We start from the raw sequence: 20,314 nt of genomic DNA on the forward strand, positions 1-20,314 counted from the left end.
GAAGTTCAGTGACGCAGTTTGTAACCGCGGCGCAGCAGATTCAGCGCCACGGATGCGAGTATCAGAAAGGTCACACCGACGACCGCAAGGCTCGTCGTCGGGGCCACGTCGGACACGCCGAAGAAGCCGTACCGGAACCCGTCGATCATGTAGAAGAACGGGTTGAAATGCGAGACAGCCTGCCACAACGGCGGCAGCGATTGAATCGAGTAAAACACGCCCGCGAGGAACGTCGCGGGCATGATAAGGAAGTTCTGAAACGCGGCAAGCTGGTCGAACTTCTCGGCCCAGATGCCCGCAATCAGCCCCAGCGTGCCCAGGATCGCCGCGCCGAAGAACGCGAAGCCAATGATCCACAGCGGCGCGGCAAACGTCAGATGCGTAAACGCGACGGTCACGAGAAAAACGCCCAGCCCGACGCACAGACCGCGCACCACCGCTGCCAGCACGTACGCGCCATACATCTCCCAGTGCGAGAGCGGCGGCAACAGCACGAACACCAGGTTGCCCGTGATCTTCGACTGAATCAGCGACGACGAACTATTGGCGAACGCGTTCTGCAACACGCTCATCATCACCAGCCCGGGCACGAGGAAGGACGTGTAGTTGATCTGGTCGTAGACCTTCACGCGGTCTTCGAGCACGTGACCGAAGATCATCAGATACAGCAGCGCGGTGAGCACCGGCGCGGCCACGGTCTGGAAGCTCACCTTCCAGAAGCGCAGCACTTCCTTGTAGAACAGCGTGCGAAAGCCGATCATGCCGACACCTCCTGCGCGCGCGAACCCGACATGATCTGCACGAATACGTCCTCGAGATCGGCCTTCTGAATGTCGATGTCCTCGACGATGCCGCCTGCTGCGCGGCACGTGGCGAGAATGGATTCCACTTCGTCGCCGCCCGACAGACGCAGCGCGAACTGAGGTCCGCCGGTGTCCTGAGCGTCCACCAGCAACGGCCGCAGTTCGGCCGGCAGCGTGCCTTGCTTGAAGCGCAGCACGAGGCGCGTGCCGGCGAAGCGCTGCAACAGCGACGCCGTACGTTCGAGCGCCACGACTTCGCCGCGCTTGAGCATGGCGATGCGGTCGCAAAGCGCTTCGGCTTCTTCCAGATAGTGCGTGGTCAGCACGATGGTGTGACCTTCGCGATTCAGGCGCGAGATGAATTTCCAGAGCGTTTGACGCAGTTCGACGTCGACGCCGGCGGTCGGCTCGTCGAGCACGATGACCGGCGGACGGTGCACGAGCGCCTGCGCGACCAGCACGCGCCGCTTCATGCCGCCCGAGAGCTGGCGCATATTCGCGTCCGCCTTGTCGGTCAGATCGAGGTTAGCCATCACTTCGTCGATCCAGTCGTCGTTATGCGTGAGTCCGAAATAGCCGGACTGGATGCGCAGCGTTTCACGTACTGAAAAGAAGGGATCGAAGACGAGTTCCTGCGGCACCACGCCGAGCTTGCGGCGGGCGTTGCGGTAATCGCGCACCACGTCGTGGCCGAGCACGCTGATGTTGCCCGAATCCGCGCGCGCGAGGCCCGCGAGAATACTGATCAACGTGGTTTTGCCCGCGCCATTGGGGCCGAGCAGACCGAAGAACTCACCTTCTTCGATCGAGAAGCTGACGCCCTTGAGCGCCTGCAACGCCTGATAGCGTTTTTTGACGTTACGGATTTCGATGGCGGCCATGGACTGCACGCACCCGTCTTTGCGGATGCGCCATTATTGTTTCCCGGATCGTGTAGCCGCCATGATGACAGCGTCGATGCCCAGAAGGGGGGTCACTGCCCAAAAGTCGGCAGAAAACCCCTGATTATAAAGGAAGCCGGTGGCGGCCGTGCTTACGCCCAATCCCCTGCCGTAACCCCGGTAACGCATTGACCGCATCCAGCACGTTGCCCCGGGTATCGCATGCCCATAAAAAAAGCGCCGTTCGGAGACGGCGCTTCAGATTGCTGACAAACCCTCGCCAAGTGCGAGGGTTTTGTTTTTTAATAGCAGGATGCTAAAGATCCCGACGCCCACGCAGCACGAACTCGAGATGGTGACGCTCGAGGAACTCGTGCCGAAGGACCACCTGCTGCGCCAGATCGACGCGGCAGTGGATTTCGAATTCATCCGCGAAAAGGTCGCGCATCTGTACTGCGCAGACAACGGTCGTCCGGCGCTCGATCCGGTGGTGATGTTCAAGCTGCTGTTCATCGGCTACCTGTTTGGAGTGCGCAGTGAGCGGCAGTTGATGCGCGAGGTCCAGGTCAACGTCGCCTACCGGTGGTTCGCCCGGTTTCGGCTGACCGACAAGGTGCCGGATGCGTCGACGTTCTCACAGAATCGCCGCCGACGCTTCACGGACACGACGGTGTATCAGGAGATATTCGACGAGATCGTGCGCCAGGCGATGGGCCGTGGTCTGGTCGATGGCCGTGTGCTGTACACCGACAGCACGCACCTGAAGGCCAATGCGAACAAGAACAAGTTCGACGTGGTAAAGCTGGAACAGACGCCTGCGGCCTATCTGGAGAAGCTCAATGCGGCAGTGGATGCGGACCGGGCCGCGCATGGCAAGAAGCCGCTGAATCGGGACGACGATGAGCCGCCGTCGAGCAAGGACACCAAGATCAGCCGGACCGATCCGGACAGCGGCTACATGGTGCGGGACGACAAGCCGAAGGGCTTCTTCTATCTGGACCACCGCACGGTGGACGCCAAGCACGCGATCATTACCGATACGCATGTGACGCCGGCCTCGGTGCACGACAGCCAGCCGTATCTGGAGCGGCTGGATCGACAGCGCGAGCGCTTCGAGTTCAAGGTGGAAGCGGTGGGGCTGGATGCTGGCTACTTCACGCCGGCGGTGTGCCAGGGGCTCGAGGAGCGGGAGATTGCCGGGGTGATGGGCTATCGCACGCCGAACCACAAGCCGGGGCTGTTCTACAAACGGCAGTTCCAATACGACGCGTACCGCAACGAGTACGTGTGCCCGCAGGGACAGGCGCTGCCGTACAGCACGACTAACCGGCTCGGCTATCGGGAATACAAATCCGATGCTCGGATATGCCGATGCTGCCCGGTACGAGCACAGTGCACGAACAGTGCCAACGCGGTGAAGGTGGTGACGCGCCACGTCTGGGAGCGCGCCAAGCAGCGGGTGGACGCGAGGCGGCTGAGCGAGTGGGGACGACGCATTTACGCGCGGCGCAAGGAGACGGTGGAACGCAGCTTTGCCGATGCCAAGCAACTGCATGGGCATCGCTATGCGCGCATGCGCGGGCTGCGCAAGGTGGCCGAGCAGTGCTTGTTGGCTGCGGCGGCGCAGAACATCAAGAAAATTGCGATGCTGGTGGCGCGCCTACGGGCGCGTGCAGGCGAGCGCTCGTACCTCTGGCGCCCGTTTCGGTGGCTCATGAGCGTCCTGAGGGCTTGTCTCTCAATGTGCGCGCCCTTACGCTGCCCATTCGCCCTTGCCTAAAAGATAAAACCCCTCGCTCCGAAAAACGAGGGGTTCGTCAGCAATCTGAAGCGCCGTTCGGAGACGGCGCTTCTTCATCGGGCGGCAGTCCGGCCGGACGAATCAGCTCGAGAGCAGATGGTCGACACCGTACACCAGTGCGAGACTGGCCAACCCGGTCGGCAAGTTAGTGAACGCCAACGTCGATCCGCGCCGACTCGCGTGACGGCGCAGAGCCAGCAGTACGGCGAGTGCCGACGAGTCGAAATGCGCGAGCCCGGCGCAATCGACCTGGGTCTCACCCGCGTCGATGCGATCGATGGCCTGCGCAAGAACGTCGCCGGCGGTGTCGTGAGTCAGATCGGTCTGCAACGCGAGCATGGACTTACTTGCCGCCTGCGAGTTGCTTGTTACGCTCGGTCAGGAACTGGATCAGGCCGTCGACGCCCGACTGGCTGACCTTTTCCGCGAACTGGTTGCGGTACGTCTGGACCAGCCATGCACCAAGCACGTTCAGGTCGTACAGCTTCCATTCGCCGCTCGACGTCTTGTACAGACGGTAATCCAGTTCGATCGGCTGGCCGTTATTGATGACGTCGGTGTACACCACGGCATCGGTGTCGCCCGGCTGGCCACGATACGGCTTGTAGTTGACCTGCTGGTCGCGAATCTGGGCGATCGCGCCGGCGTACGTGCGCAGGAGCAGCGTCTTGAACTGCGACGTGAGTTGCTCGCGCTGCTGCGGCGTTGCCTGACGCCACGCCTGACCGGTGGCCAACTGCGTGGTCTTCGTGAAGTCGGCGTGCGGCAGAATCTTCTGCTCGACCAGACGCGTAATGCTGTTCAGATCACCCTTCTGGATGTTCGGGTCGCTCTTGGCGGCAGCCATCACTTCGGTCACGGTCTGCTTGACCAGTGCGTCGGGCGACTGAGCCTGTGCCATCGCCGAACCGGCGGCGGCGGTGTACGTCATGAAAGCCATGACGGGAATGAGCCAGAACTTCTTCATTGTGGACTTCCTCTTTCGAGTGACGAGTGTTGCGGGGTTGGATAGCCGCGTTGCGTCTGGAGTTCTCGGATTGGTGGCAGTGTCGTGTAACAAACTGTTGCCCGGGATTTGCCCCGCGACCGCTGCCGACGACGCCCCGGCTGGCGGGGCACCTCATCGTTTTCGGTAAATCGACGCCGAACGGCTCGCGATCAACGTCGATCCATTCCGGCCAATTCGGGATCAGCGACGGAACGGCAGACCGCCCGGCACCATCTTGCCCGGCACGGGCGAGCCTTGCGGCGCTTCTTCACCTTGAACGCCCGACGCCGGCGCCGGTGCGCTGGCACCCGACGCAGGTCTGGCCGGCATTGGCTGCCCGCCCGTACCACCGGCGGCGGCCGCTCCCGCGGCGGCGCCACCGGCGCCCTCTTCGTCTTCGTAGTTCGGCAGCGAGGCATCGCCCGAAGCGCCGCCATTGATCAGATACTTGCGACGTGCCAGATAGGCATCGCGCGTGAACGAATACGGATCGAGCGCGGCGGCTTCGAGCAGGTTCGACGCGTCGAGCAAATTGGCACGCGTGTTCACGAGACGCACGCCATACAGCGAGTAACTCACCCAGTCCGGCTTGATGTACGAGGTCGGGTCGATGAACATGTTGCCGGCCATGCCGACGGTGTCGCGCACCGTGCTCGGGCCAAGCAGCGGCAGCACGAGATACGGACCGTCAGGCACGCCCCACTTGCCCAGCGTCACGCCAAAATCCTGGCTGTGCTTGGGCAGACCGGCCGGCGTGGCGAAGTCGACCAGACCGCCGACACCGAAGACCGTGTTGATCGTCAGCCGCATCAGATCCTGCACCGCCGCCGTGATTTCCAGCTGGAGCAGGTTGTTGGCGAAGTTGTACACGTCGCCCACGTTCGAGAAGAAGTTCGTGACCATGTCACGCGCCGGTTCCGGCACCGTGAAACGGTAGCCCTTCGCAACCGGCACGAGCACCGCCTTGTCCAGCGTGTCGTTGAACTTGTACATCGAACGGTTGAAACCTTCGACGGGATCTGCGGGGTTGGGGTTCGTGACGGTGGCGCATCCTGCCAACGCCAACGCGCCGGCGGCCAACACTGCCGAAGTACGGAAGCTGGTCATTTCTCTTATTTTCCTTGGGTTACCGTTGCCGCCCCAGGCGCCGGCGCCGCGGCAGGGGCTGCCGGAGCCGGTGCTGCCGATGCTCCGCCCGACTGGGCGCCACCGGCGTCTGCCGCCTTGTTGTACAGGAACTGGCCGATCAGGTTTTCCAGCACGATGGCAGACTGCGTGAGCGTGATCGTATCACCGCCCTTGAGCATCTGATCGTCGCCGCCGGGTTCGAGCCCGATGTACTGCTCGCCGAGCAGACCCGAGGTCAGGATCTTCGCCGACGAGTCCTTCGGGAACTGATAGCGGGAATCGATGTTGAGCGTGACGTCGGCCAGATAACGCTTGTCGTCGAACTGAATCGATGCCACGCGGCCAACCACCACGCCGGCACTCTTGACCGCCGCGCGCGGCTTCAGCCCGCCGATGTTGTCGAAACGCACCGTAACCGGATACGTGCTCGAGAACGACAACGAACTCATGTTGCCCGCCTTGAGCGCGAGGAACAACAGCGCGGCGAAGCCGAGTACCACGAACAGGCCAACCCAGAAGTCGAGGGGGTGTTTTTTCATTGTGTCAGTGTGCGCAAACTGTCTGTCTATGTCTTGGCAGGCAAGCCGGCCCGTTAGCTGAACATGAGGGCCGTGAGCAGGAAGTCGAGGCCGAGAACGGCCAGCGACGCCTGCACGACCGTCCGCGTCGTTGCACGCGACACGCCTTCCGGCGTCGGCTGTGCTTCGAAGCCCTGGTACAGCGCGATGAACGTGACGGCAATGCCGAACACGATACTCTTGACGACGCCGTTCGCCACGTCGGACCATACATCCACGCCACCCTGCATCTGCGACCAGAACGCGCCGGCATCCACGCCGATCAGTTGCACGCCGACGAGGTAGCCGCCGAAGATGCCGACCGCCGAAAAAATGGCGGCGAGAATCGGCATGGCGATCACGCCCGCCCAGAAACGGGGTGCGACCACGCGCGCGATCGGATCGATCGCCATCATTTCCATCGCGGTCAGTTGCTCGCCGGCCTTCATCAGGCCGATCTCCGCGGTGAGCGAGGTGCCCGCACGTCCGGCAAACAGCAATGCCGTCACCACCGGCCCAAGCTCGCGCACGAGCGAGAGCGCCACGAGCAGACCGAGCGCTTGCTCCGAGCCGTACTTGTTGAGCGTGTAATAGCCTTGCAGGCCGAGCACGAAACCCACGAACAGGCCCGAGACGGCGATGATGACGAACGAATAATTGCCGACGAAATGGACCTGGTCGGTCACCAGACGCGGCCGGCGCAGCAACGCGCCGCTCGACGCGAGCATGTGCAGGAACATGCGCGCGCCGTAACCCAGGCGCTCGACGTGGCCGCGAACGAAACTGCCGATGGTAGTAATCATGCACGCGCTCCGATGCCGAAATCTTCCGCGAGCGGCGGCGCGGGATACTGGAATTTCACGGGGCCGTCCGGCTGGGCATCGATGAACTGACGCACGGTCGGGTCGTTCGAGGCGCGCAACACGTCGGGCGCGCCCTCGGCGGCAATGCGGCCTTCGCTGATGAAGTAGATGTAGTCGGCGATGGCGAACGTCTCCGCAACGTCGTGCGACACGATGATCGAGGTGGCGCCCAGCGCGTCGTTGAGCTTGCGAATCAGGTTCGCGGTAATGCCCATCGAGATCGGGTCCAGGCCGGTGAACGGCTCGTCGTACATCACGAGGTCCGGGTCCAGCGCGATGGTGCGCGCGAGCGCCACACGACGCGCCATGCCGCCTGAAATCTCTGCCGGCTTCATGTCGCGCGCGCCGCGCAGGCCCACGGCGTTCAGCTTCATCAGCACGAGATCGCGAATCAGTTCCTCATCGAGACGGGTGTGTTCGCGCAGCGGAAACGCCACGTTGTCGAACACCGTCATATCGGTGAAAAGCGCACCGAACTGGAACAACATGCCCATGCGCCGGCGCAGCCGGTACCAGCCGTCGCGATCAAGTGTAGAGACGTCGGTCCCGTCGAAGTCGACTTGTCCGCGACCGGCATGCACCAGACCGCCGATCAGACGCAAAACGGTCGTTTTGCCACAGCCGGAACCTCCCATGACGGCAATGACCTTGCCGCGGGGAAACCGCATATTCAACCCGGAAAGCACCAGACGCTCGCCATAACCGAAGCTGACGTCGCGCAATTCGAGCAGATTTTCCGGATTCGGGGTAGGCACGTTTCGGGTCTTATAGTGCGGCGCAAAACGCCAATTATAGGGGGGTTTGCCAATCGATGCCGTCCACGGGAGGTCGGCAACAGCGAGGAGCGGCGCTGCCCGGCGCGATTTTACAGGCCTCGTACGTTTGCGCACGAAAACCTTCCCATAAGTGCAACGCCGCAAAAACCTAACGGCGGCAAGGACTTACCCCGGCTGGCGGAACGCGGGTGTTGCGCCGTTGCTACAATACGGCGTTTTCAGCCCTTCTCCCTCGAACGGGATGTCCACGCCCACCCCAACGCCGCCCCCCTTCGTTTTGCCGCAGCCTGCGGCGCGATCCGGCTTTCGGATTCGTCCGATGCGAATCGGCGACCTCCCCCAGATTCTGGCCGTCCAGGCGGTAGCGTATGGGGATGTCATGCTCGAATCGGAGGCCGCGCTCGGCTCCCGTCTGGCACTGTCGCCGGGCACATGCTGGGTAGCCGAAGACACCCCACGCGCGCGCGGTGAGGCGAGCATCGCGGGTTATCTGTTTAGCCACCCATGGCATCTCGCCGCTCCGCCGCCACTCGATACGATACTCGACGCGCTGCCGGAGGCGCCCGATTGCTGGTATGTGCACGACATGGCGCTTGCGCCCCGCACGCGCGGCGCGGGCGTTGCCGGACAGTTGTATGCCGCGGCGCTGACGGCGGTAACAGCGGTACCGGCACGGGGATTGCGGTCGTCCGCGCTCGTCGCGGTTCAGCAATCGCAGGGGTTCTGGGCACGCTTCGGCTATGCGGCCGTGACCGACGTCTCGCCGCTCATCGCCGCCAAGCTGGCAGGTTACGGCGATGGTGCCGTGTTCATGACGCGTACGCTGTAATCGCGCACTTCACCCGCTTCACCCATGCGATGCCCGCCGGGCGAATTCCCGCTGCATGCCCTTCACCGCCGCCGCCACATCGGCAGCTTCGGTCACGGCACGCACGACCGCCGTGCAACGCACACCGGTATCGAGCACCTGAGACAGATTGCCGGCGTCGATGCCGCCGATGGCCACGAGCGGGTAATGCCGCCCGACGAGTTTCACGTACCGCGCGAGCTTCGCCAGTCCCTGCGGCGCCGTGGCGATCACCTTGGTCGTCGTCGGAAACACCGCACCGACAGCCAGATAGCTCGGCCGGAAGTGATGCGCGGCGAGAATCTCGTAGTAACCGTGCGTGCTGATGCCCAGCCGCACGCCGCTCGCGTGCAATGTTGCGACTTCGTCGACCGAGAGCGCGGCCATGTCTTCCTGTCCCAGATGCACGCCGTACGCCCCGGCTTCGATCGCTTCGCGCCAATGGTCGTTGATGAACCATGCGCTGTCGCGGGTGACCCGGCGGCCCGCCGCCACCGTCCGTGCAATTTCGGCGCGCAAGTCGGCATGGGCGGGGTCCTTGATCCGCAATTGCACCGTGCCGACCTGAAGATCGGCCATGCGCTCGCACCACGCCGCGCTCGGCAGCACCGGGTATAGACCGAGCCGCGCCGGACATGCTTCGAAGGGACCGGGGGACGGCACCTGTCCGAGCACCGTGGGGAACGTCTCCAGCACGGTCGGCCATGCGCCAAGCGCCTCGGCGTCTTCGACATGGGCGTGGCTGCCGTCGGTGCGCCACGCGCGCGCGAGGACCAGCGCGTCATGCGGCGCGAAGCCGCAATCCAGAAACGCGGCAAGCGCGGGGAAGAAGGCCGGATCGTCCACGCCTGCAACGCGATAGACGCCGTCTGCCGTGTAGAGCGTATCGTGCACCTGCCCTGACGGCAGCACGCTGGTACATAGCACGACGGCGCCGCTCGCACGCAGAGCGTCACGCTGCACGGCCGCGACCGTCCCGAGTCCGTGCGCCGGCACCAGCGGCCACCAGACGAAATCGCCCTGGCCCGCGCCGGCGGGCGTCTTCGCGTGCAGCCGCCATTGCGGCGCCGTGTCACGGGCAGGAACGGAGGGCCACGGTGCGAGCCGCGCCCGTATCTCGTCGGCCGCCTGCTGCCATGCGTTGGCAAGGGGTTCGTCGGCGGGCACGCACCGGACGTGCGAAAGCCCGGCAGCGCCGGCGTGCGTCGTCATGAGGATCCTTGTTGAACCGGCGGCGCGCCTGCGTTGGCGCGCTCGCCTCGATGAGTGGACGGGTGGGCCCGGGCCCTGATCCACCGGCAAACGGCCCGTCATCGATCGGTAATTCGGGCCTGGAATCGTCTGCGATGGGTTTGCGCCTATGCGCCCGTCTGATGCCAGAACGGCACGCCAACGACGGGCGTGCTGGCTTCGGCGCTCTCGCGCTCGGCCATCGGACCGGCGAGCCACGCGGCGCGGCCGGCTTTGATCGCCGCCGCAAATGCCCCCGCCATCTCCACCGGTTGTGCGGCAAGAGCGACAGCAGTATTGAGCAGCACACCATCGTAGCCCCATTCCATCACCTGACAGGCATGCGAGGGCAGACCGAGTCCGGCGTCGACAATGAGCGGCGTGTCCGGCAAACGGTCGCGCAGCAGCCGCAATCCGTACGGATTGATCACGCCCTTGCCGGTGCCGATCGGCGCGCCCCACGGCATGAGCGCCTGACAGCCGGCATCGAGCAAACGACGGCACAGCACCAGATCTTCCGTGCAGTACGGCAGCACCTTGAAGCCGTCGCGAATCAATTGCTCGGCCGCCGTCACCAGACCGAACGGGTCGGGCTGGAGAGTGTAATCGTCACCGATGAGTTCAAGCTTGATCCAGTCGGTCTCGAAGACTTCACGCGCCATTTGCGCCGTCGTCACCGCCTCCTGCACCGAATGGCAGCCCGCCGTGTTGGGCAATACCGGCACCGCGAGACGACGCAGCGTCTCCCAGAAATGCCCTTCGGACGCCTGCGCGCCGGTGCCCGACAACTGGCGGCGCAATGCCACCGTCACCATGCCGGGACGCGCCGCATCGATGGAGTCGTTGAGCGCCTGAAGCGACGGATAACGCGCCGTGCCGAGCAAGAAGCGGCTGCCGAAGCGGGTGTCGTAAAGCGTGAGCGCGTCGCGCGTGCTGCTGGCGGCCACGTTGTTCGTTTCCGTGAATGCGTTCATTTCAGCCTCCGGCCACCGGTTGCACGACATCGATCTTGTCGCCCTGCGCGAGCCTGCGCTCGGCATATTGCGTCTTGGGCACGAATTGCCCGTTGATCGCCGCTGCAAAAGGCGGCTTGGCGCCGAAGGCGGCGAGCGCCTCGGCCAGCGTCGCCGTCTCGGCCACGCTCAGTGTCTGTTGATTGATATGGATGTCCATCGCGTACCGCTTCCTCTCAAGCCTGACGGAACAGATCCGGCCAGGGCCGGCTCGCTCGCCACGTCTCCCAGTCGAACGCATCCCGTGTTGCGTCCGTCGTTTGCATCAATGCCTGCGCCAGTGCGCATGCTTCGCCCGTCACCGCCGGGGCGAGCAGGTAGCCGTGACGGTACAGGCCGTTCACGCGCAGCAGCCGCGCCCCGTCCCATTGCACGCGCGGCAGATGGTCGGGCAGCGCCGGGCGGCAGTTGACGTTCAGCTCGACGATGCGCGCCTCGCCGAACGCCGGATTCAGCGAATGCGCCGCGGAGAGCAGTTCGAGCGCGGAGCGCACCGTCATCGGCGACATATCCTCGGATTCGAGTTCGGTCGCGCCGATCACGTACAGATCGTTTTCCTTGGGCGCGATGTAGATCGGGTAGCGCGGATGCAGCAATCGCACCGGCCGGCGCAACCCGATGCCCGGCGCGTGAATGCGCACCACTTCGCCGCGCACGCCGCGCAATTGCGTGAGCACTTCGCGCGCCCCGAGTCCGCGGCAGTCGACGACCAGACCGGCATCCGGATACTGTCCCTCGGCGATCTGCGTATTCCAGTGCAACCCGGCCCCCGCCGCTGCGAGACCGGCCGCCAGCGCCCGCAGCAACTGACGGTTATCCAGCTGCCCTTCGTTGGGCAACAACCACCCCTCCTGGAAACGCCCGGCGAGCGCCGGTTCGACGTCTGCCAGCCGGGGGCCGGCAATTCGCTCGACGCCTGCGCGCAATAACTCGGGCGGCGCGTTCGCGCGCATGCGCCGGTCGAACATGACGGCTTCGGCCCGGTCGGGCTGATGCCACACGACCAGCGTGCCATTGCGCTGGAAAAAGACATGCTCGGGAAGACCGTCGATCAGACCGGGCCAGCGCTCAAGGCCGACCGCCCCCATTTCGACGATGCTCGGCTCGGCCACGGCCGCCTCGGCCAGCGGTGCGAGCATGGCGGCCGCCACCCAGCCGGCCGCGGACGATCCGTCGGCATCGCCCCGTTCGTAAAGCGCCACGCTCGCCCCGGCGCGGACCAGTTGCCATGCAAGCAGCCGGCCGGAAAGCCCGCCACCGAGCACGGCAACGTCCGGACGTGAAGTGGCGTGGGAAGGTGTCGCGCTCATACGCGCGCGGGCGCACGAGCCGTGGCGGCACGCTGGCACTCAGGGAAATTTGCGGGATGTCGCGCAACGCAACGCATGGAGTCCTTTCCTCATGAAAGCAAAAGGACGAAACGGTGTTGGACACCTTACCCCACTGGAGGAGTCGGAAACTTCCCACGCCGGTATTACCCGGGTCGGGTGCAAAGGGTCTCTCTCAGCCCCGTGAACTCGCTGACGTGACTACGTCGCTACGTCGCTACGTCGGTTACGGAGCACCCCTGTTTCGCCCGAGGTCATTACAACATAGATGCCGACGCCCGTGCAAGCTGGCTTTCCGGGCGATTGCACGCGCTTGGCGTCTCGTTTTTTGACGAATGCCCTGGGCCTTGTAACGGTCCGTAAACTGAAAGCCGCCCGCGGCATGCGCTTCGCGCCCGAAATCGTGCAACGCACCATCGGGAACCGCTGTCCAATGTGTCAATAAGAACGTTGCTCCACCGCGGCCGCGCCGCCCGACGATCATGGCCCACCCGCCGATGTCCCCCGCACCCTCCGACCCCGCTCCCGGCGGTCGCGGCAGCCTCGCCACCACGCCCCCGCCCGGACCGCCGAAGCCTCCCACGGCGTGGCAGCTGATCCGGCCGTACTGGGTCTCGGAAAAGCGCTGGAAAGGGCGCCGCCTGCTCGCACTCGTCATCGCGCTCAACCTTGCGATCGTGTTCATCAACGTGCGTCTGAACGCGTGGAATACCGCCTTCTATGATGCCCTCGACAAACGGAACTGGCCGGTCTTCAAATCCTCTCTCGTCGAATTCGCGGTGCTGGCGTTCAGCTTCATCATCATTGCGACCTTCCGCACGTACTTTCGCCAGATGCTCGAAATCCGCTGGCGGCAGTGGATCACCGACGCCACCCTGGCGAAGTGGTTCGCCCATCAGGCGTTCTACCGCATCGAGCGCGATCATCTTGCGGACAACCCCGACCAGCGCATTTCCGAAGACATCCGCTCGCTCGTCAATTCGTCGCTCGCGCTTTCGCTCGATCTGTTGACGACGGTGGTCTCGCTGTTCTCCTTCATCACCATCCTGTGGACGATTTCGGGCGCGTTGTCGTTCGCGCTCGACGGTATGAACATCACCATTGCGGGCTACATGGTGTGGGTCGCGGCGCTGTATGCCATCGTCGGCTCGTTTTTCATCTTCAAGGTCGGCCGCCCGCTTGTCGGTCTGAGCTATCGTCAGCAGCAGGTGGAAGCCGACTTCCGTTTCCTGCTGGTGCGACTGCGCGAATCCGCCGAACAGGTCGCGCTCTATCGCGGCGAAAGGGCGGAGTGGTCGCGCCTGCAAGTGGCCTTCGGCGCGGTGCGCGAGAACTGGTGGCAGATCATGGTCGTGACGAAGCGCCTGATCTTCGCGAACTCGATCTATGCGCAGATTGCCATCGTCTTCCCGATCATGGCCGCCGCCCCGCGCTACTTCGCAGGCGCCTTCACCCTGGGCGTGCTCATGCGGATCATCGACGCCTTCGGGCAGGTGAGCGACGGTTTCTCCTGGTTCGTGAACAGCTTTCAGACGCTGGCCGACTGGAAGGCGACGATCAACCGTCTGCGCGAATTCGCCCGCGTGATCGAGCACACCCCGCACGAGGGCGGGATTTCCGTGACACGCACGAGCGACACACCCGCCTACATGGCTGCCGACCTGCAACTGTCGCTGCCCGATGGCACGCCTCTGGCCGTGGCCGGATCGTTTGCCTTCGCGCCCGGTTCGCGCTGGCTTGTGCGAGGTCGTTCCGGTTCCGGCAAGAGCACCATGCTGCGAGCGCTCGCCGGATTGTGGCCATTCGGCAGCGGACGCATCGAAGTCCCCGCCAACGCCCGCGTGCTGTTCCTCTCGCAGCAAAGCTATCTGCCTATCGACACGCTCAAGGCCGCGCTTGCATTCCCGTCGCCGCCCGACGCCTTCACCGACGCCGCGTGCCGCGACGCCCTGAACGCCGTGAGTCTGTCGCAGTACGGCGACGACCTGTCGACCCACGCGCACTGGGCACGGCGCCTGTCGGGAGGCGAGCAACAGCGGCTTGCCGCCGCTCGCGCACTGCTGCAAAAGCCGGACTATCTGTTCCTCGACGAAGCGACCAGTGCACTCGACGTCGAAACCGAAGAGGCGGTGTACGAAGCGCTGCACGCGCGGCTGCCAGGCACCGCCATCGTCAGCGTGGCGCATCGCGAAACGCTCGGACGTTTCCATCAACACACGATGACCCTGCCGGTCATGAGCGATGTTCTGCCGTCGCCGATGGCAGGCGCAGTATGAGCACACCGGCGGCGTTGCAGCATCGGGACGGCGCATTCTCACGCCCCGATTCCTTCACTTCATAAATAATATTGACGCCTCTGGTCCGGCGCGCGGCGCGTTTGGCATAATCACGGGCACCCCTTCAAGCGCTATCCGGGCTCATCGTGACCATCTCAGCTTCCTCTTCCGGCCAATCGACGCCCGCCGCGCACGCCCTGCCACGCGCCGCACGCACCATCGTCGTCACCGGCGCCGCTTCCGGCATCGGCGCGGCCATCGCCCGCCGTCTCGCCTCTCCCGATACCCGCTTGCTGCTGCACACGCGCGGCGCGTCCGGCGCGAGTCAGGCACGCCTCGCGGAAGTGCGTCACGCGTGCGAAGGTTTCGGTGCGCAGTGCGCCACGTGGTTCGGCGACTTGACGGATACGGCCTCGGCCGCTCGCCTGATCGACGCCGCGCACGACGCCTTCGGCCCCATCGACCAGTTCGTGAGCAACGCGGGGTTCGCCACGCGGCAGCGTGTCTCCGACATCGACGACGATGCCTTCGCCCGCACGCTCGCGGCCATGCCCGGCGCCTTCGCGGCATTGCTGCGCCACGCGCTGCCCGACCTGCAACGCTCGCCGCACGGCAGCGTCGTCGCCATCAGTTCGTTCGTGGCGCATCGCTTCGCGCCGAACCAGCCGGGCTTTCCCGCGACGGCCGCCGCCAAGGCCGCGATCGAGGCGCTCGCGAAGAGCGCCGCCGCCGAACATGCACGCGCGGGCGTGACGATCAACTGTGTCGCGCCTGGCTACACGCGCAAGGACAGCGGCCACTCCGCCATCGACCCGGCTGCGTGGCAACGCGCCGCCGAGGCGACGCCGACCGCACGCCTGTGCGAGCCCGACGACATCGCAGCGCTGGCCGTCTTCCTGCTCGGCCCGCACGCGCGGCAGATCACCGGGCAGGTCATCCATGTGGATGGCGGCCTGACTCTGTAGGCCACGGCAAGCGCCAAAATCGATCGCCCGGCCGTTCGTTTCCCGAGTCAGACGTGGACTCCCGCATCGATGCCATGCATTGAACGACAACAACCACACGTCACATACATAACGACAAGCACACGATCCACCGAGGAGTCTTCATGGCATTTTTTTCCTGGTTCAACGAACTCAACACGAAGGAGCGCAAGGCCCTGTATGCGGGCTTTGGCGGCTATGCCGTCGATGCGTTCGACTTCATGATCTATTCGTTCCTCATCCCCACGCTCATTGCCGCATGGGGCATGACGAAGGGCGAGGCCGGCATGATCGCGACCAGTTCGCTCATCTCGTCGGCCGTGGGCGGATGGCTTGCGGGCATTCTCGCGGACCGCTTCGGACGTGTGCGTGTGCTGCAATGGACCATCGCCACGTTCTGTCTGTTCACATTCCTCTCGGGCTTCACGAACTCGTTCTGGCAACTGCTCGTCACGCGCACGTTGCAGGGCATCGGCTTCGGCGGCGAGTGGACCGTGGTCACCATGATGATGGGCGAAATGATCCGCTCGCCGCAGCATCGTGCGAAAGCCGTCGGCACGGTGCAAAGCAGCTGGTCGGTCGGCTGGGCGGCCGCCGCATTGCTGTATTGGTTCTTCTTCGCCGTGCTCGACGAGGGCTACGCATGGCGCGCGTGCTTCTGGATCGGCATTGCGCCGGCCGTGTGGATCATCTATGTGCGTCGTAACGTGTCGGACCCGGAGATCTTCACACAGACGCGCCGCCAGATCGCCGAGGGCCAGTTGCGAAGCAACTTCACGCAAATCTTCTCGCGCGATCATCTGAAGACGACCATCCTCGGCAGCCTGCTGTGCACCGGCATGCTCGGCGGCTACTACGCGATCACCACGTGGCTGCCGACCTATCTCAAGACCGTGCGCGGCCTGTCGGTGTTCAACACGAGCGCGTATCTGATCGTGCTGATCGTCGGCTCGTTCGTGGGCTACATCGTCGGGGCGATTCTCTCCGACAAACTCGGGCGCCGCGGCGCGTTCATCTTCTTCGCCATCGCCTCGTTCGTGCTCGGCATGGTCTACACGATGCTGCCGATCACCGACAGCGCCATGCTGTTGCTCGGCTTCCCGCTGGGCATCGTCGTACAGGGCATTTTCGCGGGCATCGGCGCGTATCTGACCGAGCTGTATCCGAACCACATTCGCGGCTCGGGCCAGGGCTTCTGTTACAACCTCGGACGCGGCATCGGCTCGTTCTTTCCCATTGCAGTGGGCACGCTCGCACAAACCGGCTCGCTCGTGAAAGCCATCGGCATGGTCGCGGGCGGCGGTTATCTGCTTGTCGTCGTATGCGCGCTGCTGCTGCCGGAAACGCGCGGCAAGTCGCTCGGCACGACGGACTTCGTACATTGATGCCGGCCTGACATGGCAAAACGGGACGCCGGCTCGAACACCACGATCGACCCGACGTCCCGCCGCCTCACCGGATGGCCATTCGTGCAAGCCGGCCAACCCGGAACCGCTTCAGTGCGCGCCGCTTATGGGATGCCTTGCGGCGTCGCGACCTTCATGCCCCCGCTTACACACCCGCGGCCGGCAGCGTGCCCGCATAGGGCACCTCCGGCAATCCCCGCACGCCGCAGCGAACGGCGAATACATGTCCATCGTGTTCGTTCGCGTTTGCGCCGGGGCGAATCGACGTCACGAACAACGTGTCGAAGTCGCGGCCGCCGAACGCGCACATCGACGGCTTCGAGACCGGCAGCACGATCTCGCGATCGAGTCCGCCCGACGGCGTGAATCGCAGCACACGGCTGCCGTCGTTGGCGCACGTCCAGTAACAGCCGTCGGCGTCCACGGCCGCGCCATCGGGGCGTCCCGGATACTGGTTCATGTCCACGAACAGGCGCCGATTGCCGATCTTGCCGCGATCCGCATCGAAGTCGAACGCCCACACGCGACGCACCGTCGGATGCGAGTCGCTCAGGTACATCGTGCGGCCGTCCGGCGAGAAGCCCAGACCATTCTGCGTCACCAGTCCCTCAACGAGCGGCGCCGACAAGTGCCCGTTCGCGTCGAAGCGAAAGAGCGAACCGGCGTCGCTCGCGAGCGACATGTCCGCGACCATCGTCCCCGCCCAGAAGCGGCCCTGACGATCGCAACGCCCGTCGTTGAAACGCATGCCGGACGCAGGAAATACCGGCGCGGCCAGACGCACCCATGCCGAAGCGGACACGTCACCCGGTGCGCCGAGCCGCACCGAGAACACGCCCGTCTCGCATGCGGCGAGCAGGGTGCCCGACGTATCGATCGAGAAGCAGGCGACCTGTTCGGGGAACGTCCACTCGCGATGCTCGCCATCGGCCGGTGTCACCCGGTGCAGTTGCCTGGCCGGGATGTCGACCCAATAGAGGGCCTGTTCGTCGGCACGCCAAAGCGGGCTTTCGCCCACCGCGTGGGGCGTTGCGCGCGACGGTTCGAGCCGCTCGATGGATACGTGCGATGCACCGGCCACCGTCATGCCTTGGGCTCCATCGGGCCCATCAGCACAAAGGGGCCGCCCTGGAAGCGTTGCGTCCAGTCGTCCATTTGCGGATCCGGCGCCGTGGCCGGGAACCGGCCGGCGAACTCGGCCGAGCTGTCTTGTGGACGAAAGCCCAGGAACGCCGCCTTGGTGTTGTCGACCCACAGCGTCGGATTGTTCGACACGCCGTAGATGATGGCGTGGCCGACACGGTTCGTGAACAGCGAGCAGCGCACGAGTTCGACGAAGTCGCGATAGCTCAGGTACGTCACCATCATGCGCGGGTTCTTCGGTTGCTCGAACGACGAGCCGATACGCAGGCACACCGTCTCCAGCCCGAAGCGGTCGAAGTAGTAACGCGACAGATCTTCGCCGAAGCACTTCGAAATACCGTACATGCCGTCCGGACGGTGCGGTGCGTCGATGTCGAGCACTTCCGTGACCGGATGGAACCCGACCGCGTGATTCGAACTCGCGTAGACAATGCGCTTCACCCCCTGCTTCTGCGCCGCGCTGTAGACGTTGTACAGACCGAGGATGTTGGCTTGCAGAATGTCGTCGAACGGCGCTTCGACGGAGACACCGCCGAGATGCACGAGCGCATCGACGCCTTCGAGCAGCGCGTGGACGGCCGCGCGCTCGGCAAGGTCGACCTGCATCGCTTCTTCGTGGGCTGCGGCGTCGGAAATCGGCACGATGTCGCTCACGCGCACGATGTCGGCCCACTCGGCGAGCTTGGCGCGCAATTGCTTGCCGAGGTTGCCTGCGGCGCCGGTCAGCAAGAGACGGCGAAAGGGTTTGCCGGAAGTCTGGCTCATAGTGATCCTTGTTGCTCCTGATTCATCGATAAATCGCCATGCCCGTCGTCGCGCCGGACCGGCGAGGGCGGCCCGCTACGCATTGGCGGTCCGGTTCACGCCGGCGCGCGTGCCGCGCGCGTCATCCGGGACCGGCGACGGCGTGGCCGTTCCGGTCATGTGCGGCTTGACCACCGTCCACAGAATCACCGCGCCGATCAGATCGCCCAGCCCCAGCGCCACGAAGAACGGCGTGTAACCGACCGCGCTCACAAACGTGCCGATCACCAGGGTAAACAGCAAGTTGCCGATGCCCGCGGACAGACCCGCGAGACCGGTGACCGTCGCCACTTCGTTACGCTGGAAAAGGTCGGCCGACATCGAAATCACGGTGACGGACAGCGTCTGATGGGCGAAGCCGCCGAGGCACAGAAGGAAGATCGCCAGCATCGGATCCTTGACGAAGCCCACGCCGCACATTGCCGTCATGACGAGCGCGCCGATGGTGAACACGATGCGCTTGCCGTTGAAGATGGTGATCTTGAAGTGCTTGTTGAGCCAGAGGGACACGGTGCCGCCCATCAGACAGCCGATGTCCGCGGCCACGAACGGCAGCCACGCGGTCGCCGCAATCGTCTTCAGATCGAAACCGCGCGCCTGATTGAGATACAGCGGCATCCAGAACACGATCGTGCCCCACACCGGATCGGCGAAGAAGCGCGGCAACGCGATACCCCAGAAGTTGCGCTGACGCAGGATCGAGATGAGGTTCGGCTTGCGCGCGTCGGCAGCAACATCGACGACACGGCCTTCATTGATGTAGTCCGACTCGGCGCAAGTGAGCGCCGGGTGATCGGTCGGGTGACGGTAGAACGCATACCACAGCACGCCCCACACCAGCCCGAGGCCACCGGCGATCACGAACGCCGTCTCCCAGTTGTAGCGCAGGATCGACCATGCGATCAGCGGAGGCGCCAGGATCGCGCCGATTGACGTACCGATGTTGAAGACGCCGGCCGCGAGCGCACGCTCCTTCGTAGGAAACCAGAACGCGGCGGCACGCATGCCCGCCGGAATGAACGACGCTTCGGCCAGCCCCAGCAAACCGCGCAGCACGAAGAGCCCGACCCAGCCATCCGCCAGACCGTGCAGCATGCACACCACCGACCACATCACCCCGCAGATCAGAAAGCCCAGACGCAGCCCGATGCGGTCCATCAGATAACCGGTAATGGGGGCGCCGATGGGGTACAAAACGAGAAAGGCACCGGTGATCCAGCCGTACTGCTGCGTGGTGATGTGCAGATCCTTCATCACGGTGGGCGCGGCAACGGCGAGCGAGCTGCGCGCCAGATAATTCATGACGGTGCCGAGCGTCAGCAACCCGATCATCCACCAACGCAGGCCTTTGATCTTCAGTGCCATGATGGTCGTCTCTCTCCGTGGATATTCTTAGGACAAGCGTCTGGCTTGTATGGAGACGCATCCTACGTGAGACGATGTACGATGACAATGCTGAACTACGTGGTTTACGGATAATCCCTAGT

At 64.5% G+C, this 20,314-nt stretch carries 20 protein-coding genes and 1 riboswitch; of the genes, 5 read left to right on the forward strand and 15 right to left on the reverse strand.

Translation table 11 applies throughout. The features are described 5' to 3' along the window. Positions 1–5: 5 nt before the first annotated feature. Together AB870_RS21040 and AB870_RS21045 are read right to left on the reverse strand one after the other, a co-directional pair. Positions 6–761, reverse strand: coding sequence for an ABC transporter permease (locus tag AB870_RS21040; RefSeq protein WP_157112398.1), 756 nt, complete (start codon positions 759–761; stop codon positions 6–8). Continuing rightward, on the reverse strand, positions 758–1,684 hold the full coding sequence (locus AB870_RS21045) for an ABC transporter ATP-binding protein (RefSeq protein ID WP_047906169.1): 927 nt from the start codon (positions 1,682–1,684) through the stop codon (positions 758–760). Before AB870_RS21045 ends, AB870_RS21040 begins: the two co-directional genes overlap by 4 nt. Positions 1,685–1,997: 313 nt before the next feature. On the opposite strand from AB870_RS21045, the gene AB870_RS21050 reads away from it, so the two are divergent. Beyond that, positions 1,998–3,464, forward strand: coding sequence for an IS1182 family transposase (locus AB870_RS21050; protein ID WP_053059471.1), 1,467 nt, complete (start codon positions 1,998–2,000; stop codon positions 3,462–3,464). Positions 3,465–3,566: 102 nt separating this feature from the next. On the opposite strand, the gene AB870_RS21055 is transcribed toward AB870_RS21050, so the two are convergent. The 6 genes from AB870_RS21055 to AB870_RS21080 form a co-directional block, all read right to left on the reverse strand. Beyond that, a complete protein-coding gene (locus AB870_RS21055; protein ID WP_047906171.1) occupies positions 3,567–3,824 on the reverse strand; it encodes an STAS domain-containing protein in 258 nt (85 codons plus the stop codon). 4 nt (positions 3,825–3,828) lie between these two features. After that, positions 3,829–4,452: an MlaC/ttg2D family ABC transporter substrate-binding protein gene (locus AB870_RS21060; protein ID WP_047906172.1), complete on the reverse strand. Its 624-nt coding sequence runs from the start codon at positions 4,450–4,452 to the stop codon at positions 3,829–3,831. Between the two features lie 222 nt (positions 4,453–4,674). Then, positions 4,675–5,580 carry an MlaA family lipoprotein gene (locus AB870_RS21065; RefSeq protein WP_047906173.1) on the reverse strand — a complete coding sequence of 302 codons (906 nt, stop codon included), beginning with the start codon at positions 5,578–5,580 and terminating at the stop codon, positions 4,675–4,677. Between the two features lie 5 nt (positions 5,581–5,585). Then, the gene (gene mlaD, locus AB870_RS21070) at positions 5,586–6,140 is read right to left on the reverse strand and encodes an outer membrane lipid asymmetry maintenance protein MlaD (RefSeq protein WP_047906174.1); all 555 of its coding nucleotides are present in this window, start codon (positions 6,138–6,140) and stop codon (positions 5,586–5,588) included. A gap of 53 nt (positions 6,141–6,193) precedes the next feature. Then, a complete protein-coding gene (mlaE, locus tag AB870_RS21075) occupies positions 6,194–6,961 on the reverse strand; it encodes a lipid asymmetry maintenance ABC transporter permease subunit MlaE (protein WP_047906175.1) in 768 nt (255 codons plus the stop codon). Continuing rightward, positions 6,958–7,776, reverse strand: coding sequence for an ABC transporter ATP-binding protein (locus AB870_RS21080; protein ID WP_047906176.1), 819 nt, complete (start codon positions 7,774–7,776; stop codon positions 6,958–6,960). Before AB870_RS21080 ends, mlaE begins: the two co-directional genes overlap by 4 nt. A gap of 340 nt (positions 7,777–8,116) precedes the next feature. Here AB870_RS21080 and AB870_RS21085 point away from each other — a divergent pair, with 340 nt between their 5' ends. Beyond that, a complete protein-coding gene (locus tag AB870_RS21085) occupies positions 8,117–8,626 on the forward strand; it encodes a GNAT family N-acetyltransferase (protein WP_047906177.1) in 510 nt (169 codons plus the stop codon). Between the two features lie 18 nt (positions 8,627–8,644). Here AB870_RS21085 and AB870_RS21090 read toward each other — a convergent pair whose 3' ends face one another. The 4 genes from AB870_RS21090 to AB870_RS21105 all read right to left on the reverse strand — a co-directional run bounded on the left by AB870_RS21090 (position 8,645) and on the right by AB870_RS21105 (position 12,197). Next, positions 8,645–9,856, reverse strand: coding sequence for a thiamine phosphate synthase (locus AB870_RS21090; RefSeq protein WP_064674883.1), 1,212 nt, complete (start codon positions 9,854–9,856; stop codon positions 8,645–8,647). 146 nt (positions 9,857–10,002) lie between these two features. Then, entirely contained in the window at positions 10,003–10,848 is an 846-nt protein-coding gene (locus AB870_RS21095; RefSeq protein WP_047906178.1) for a thiazole synthase, read from the reverse strand. 1 nt (position 10,849) lies between these two features. Then, positions 10,850–11,047 (reverse strand): sulfur carrier protein ThiS, encoded by a 198-nt coding sequence (gene thiS, locus AB870_RS21100; protein WP_047906179.1) that lies wholly within the window; start codon positions 11,045–11,047, stop codon positions 10,850–10,852. A gap of 16 nt (positions 11,048–11,063) precedes the next feature. Then, positions 11,064–12,197 (reverse strand): FAD-dependent oxidoreductase, encoded by a 1,134-nt coding sequence (locus tag AB870_RS21105; protein WP_047906180.1) that lies wholly within the window; start codon positions 12,195–12,197, stop codon positions 11,064–11,066. 133 nt (positions 12,198–12,330) lie between these two features. Further along, positions 12,331–12,466, reverse strand: a riboswitch (TPP riboswitch). 246 nt (positions 12,467–12,712) lie between these two features. Between AB870_RS21105 and AB870_RS21110 the strand changes: the two genes are divergently transcribed. From AB870_RS21110 to AB870_RS21120, 3 genes are all read left to right on the forward strand, one after another. Further along, complete coding sequence (locus AB870_RS21110; RefSeq protein WP_084663965.1) at positions 12,713–14,491, forward strand: ABC transporter ATP-binding protein/permease; 1,779 nt, start codon at positions 12,713–12,715, stop codon at positions 14,489–14,491. A gap of 152 nt (positions 14,492–14,643) precedes the next feature. After that, entirely contained in the window at positions 14,644–15,456 is an 813-nt protein-coding gene (locus AB870_RS21115) for an SDR family NAD(P)-dependent oxidoreductase (RefSeq protein WP_084664235.1), read from the forward strand. 143 nt (positions 15,457–15,599) lie between these two features. Beyond that, positions 15,600–16,859, forward strand: coding sequence for an MFS transporter (locus tag AB870_RS21120; RefSeq protein ID WP_047906181.1), 1,260 nt, complete (start codon positions 15,600–15,602; stop codon positions 16,857–16,859). A 166-nt stretch (positions 16,860–17,025) separates the two neighbouring features. On the opposite strand, the gene AB870_RS21125 is transcribed toward AB870_RS21120, so the two are convergent. From AB870_RS21125 to AB870_RS21135, 3 genes are all read right to left on the reverse strand, one after another. Further along, a complete protein-coding gene (locus AB870_RS21125) occupies positions 17,026–17,967 on the reverse strand; it encodes an SMP-30/gluconolactonase/LRE family protein (protein WP_047906182.1) in 942 nt (313 codons plus the stop codon). Beyond that, positions 17,964–18,788, reverse strand: a complete 825-nt coding sequence (locus tag AB870_RS21130; RefSeq protein WP_047906183.1) for an NAD-dependent epimerase/dehydratase family protein — start codon at positions 18,786–18,788, stop codon at positions 17,964–17,966. The genes AB870_RS21125 and AB870_RS21130 overlap by 4 nt, the downstream gene beginning before the upstream one ends. Positions 18,789–18,863: 75 nt before the next feature. Further along, a complete protein-coding gene (locus AB870_RS21135; RefSeq protein ID WP_047906184.1) occupies positions 18,864–20,192 on the reverse strand; it encodes an MFS transporter in 1,329 nt (442 codons plus the stop codon). Positions 20,193–20,314: the final 122 nt, after the last annotated feature.

Source organism: Pandoraea faecigallinarum, from assembly GCF_001029105.3.
Classification (GTDB): domain Bacteria; phylum Pseudomonadota; class Gammaproteobacteria; order Burkholderiales; family Burkholderiaceae; genus Pandoraea; species Pandoraea faecigallinarum.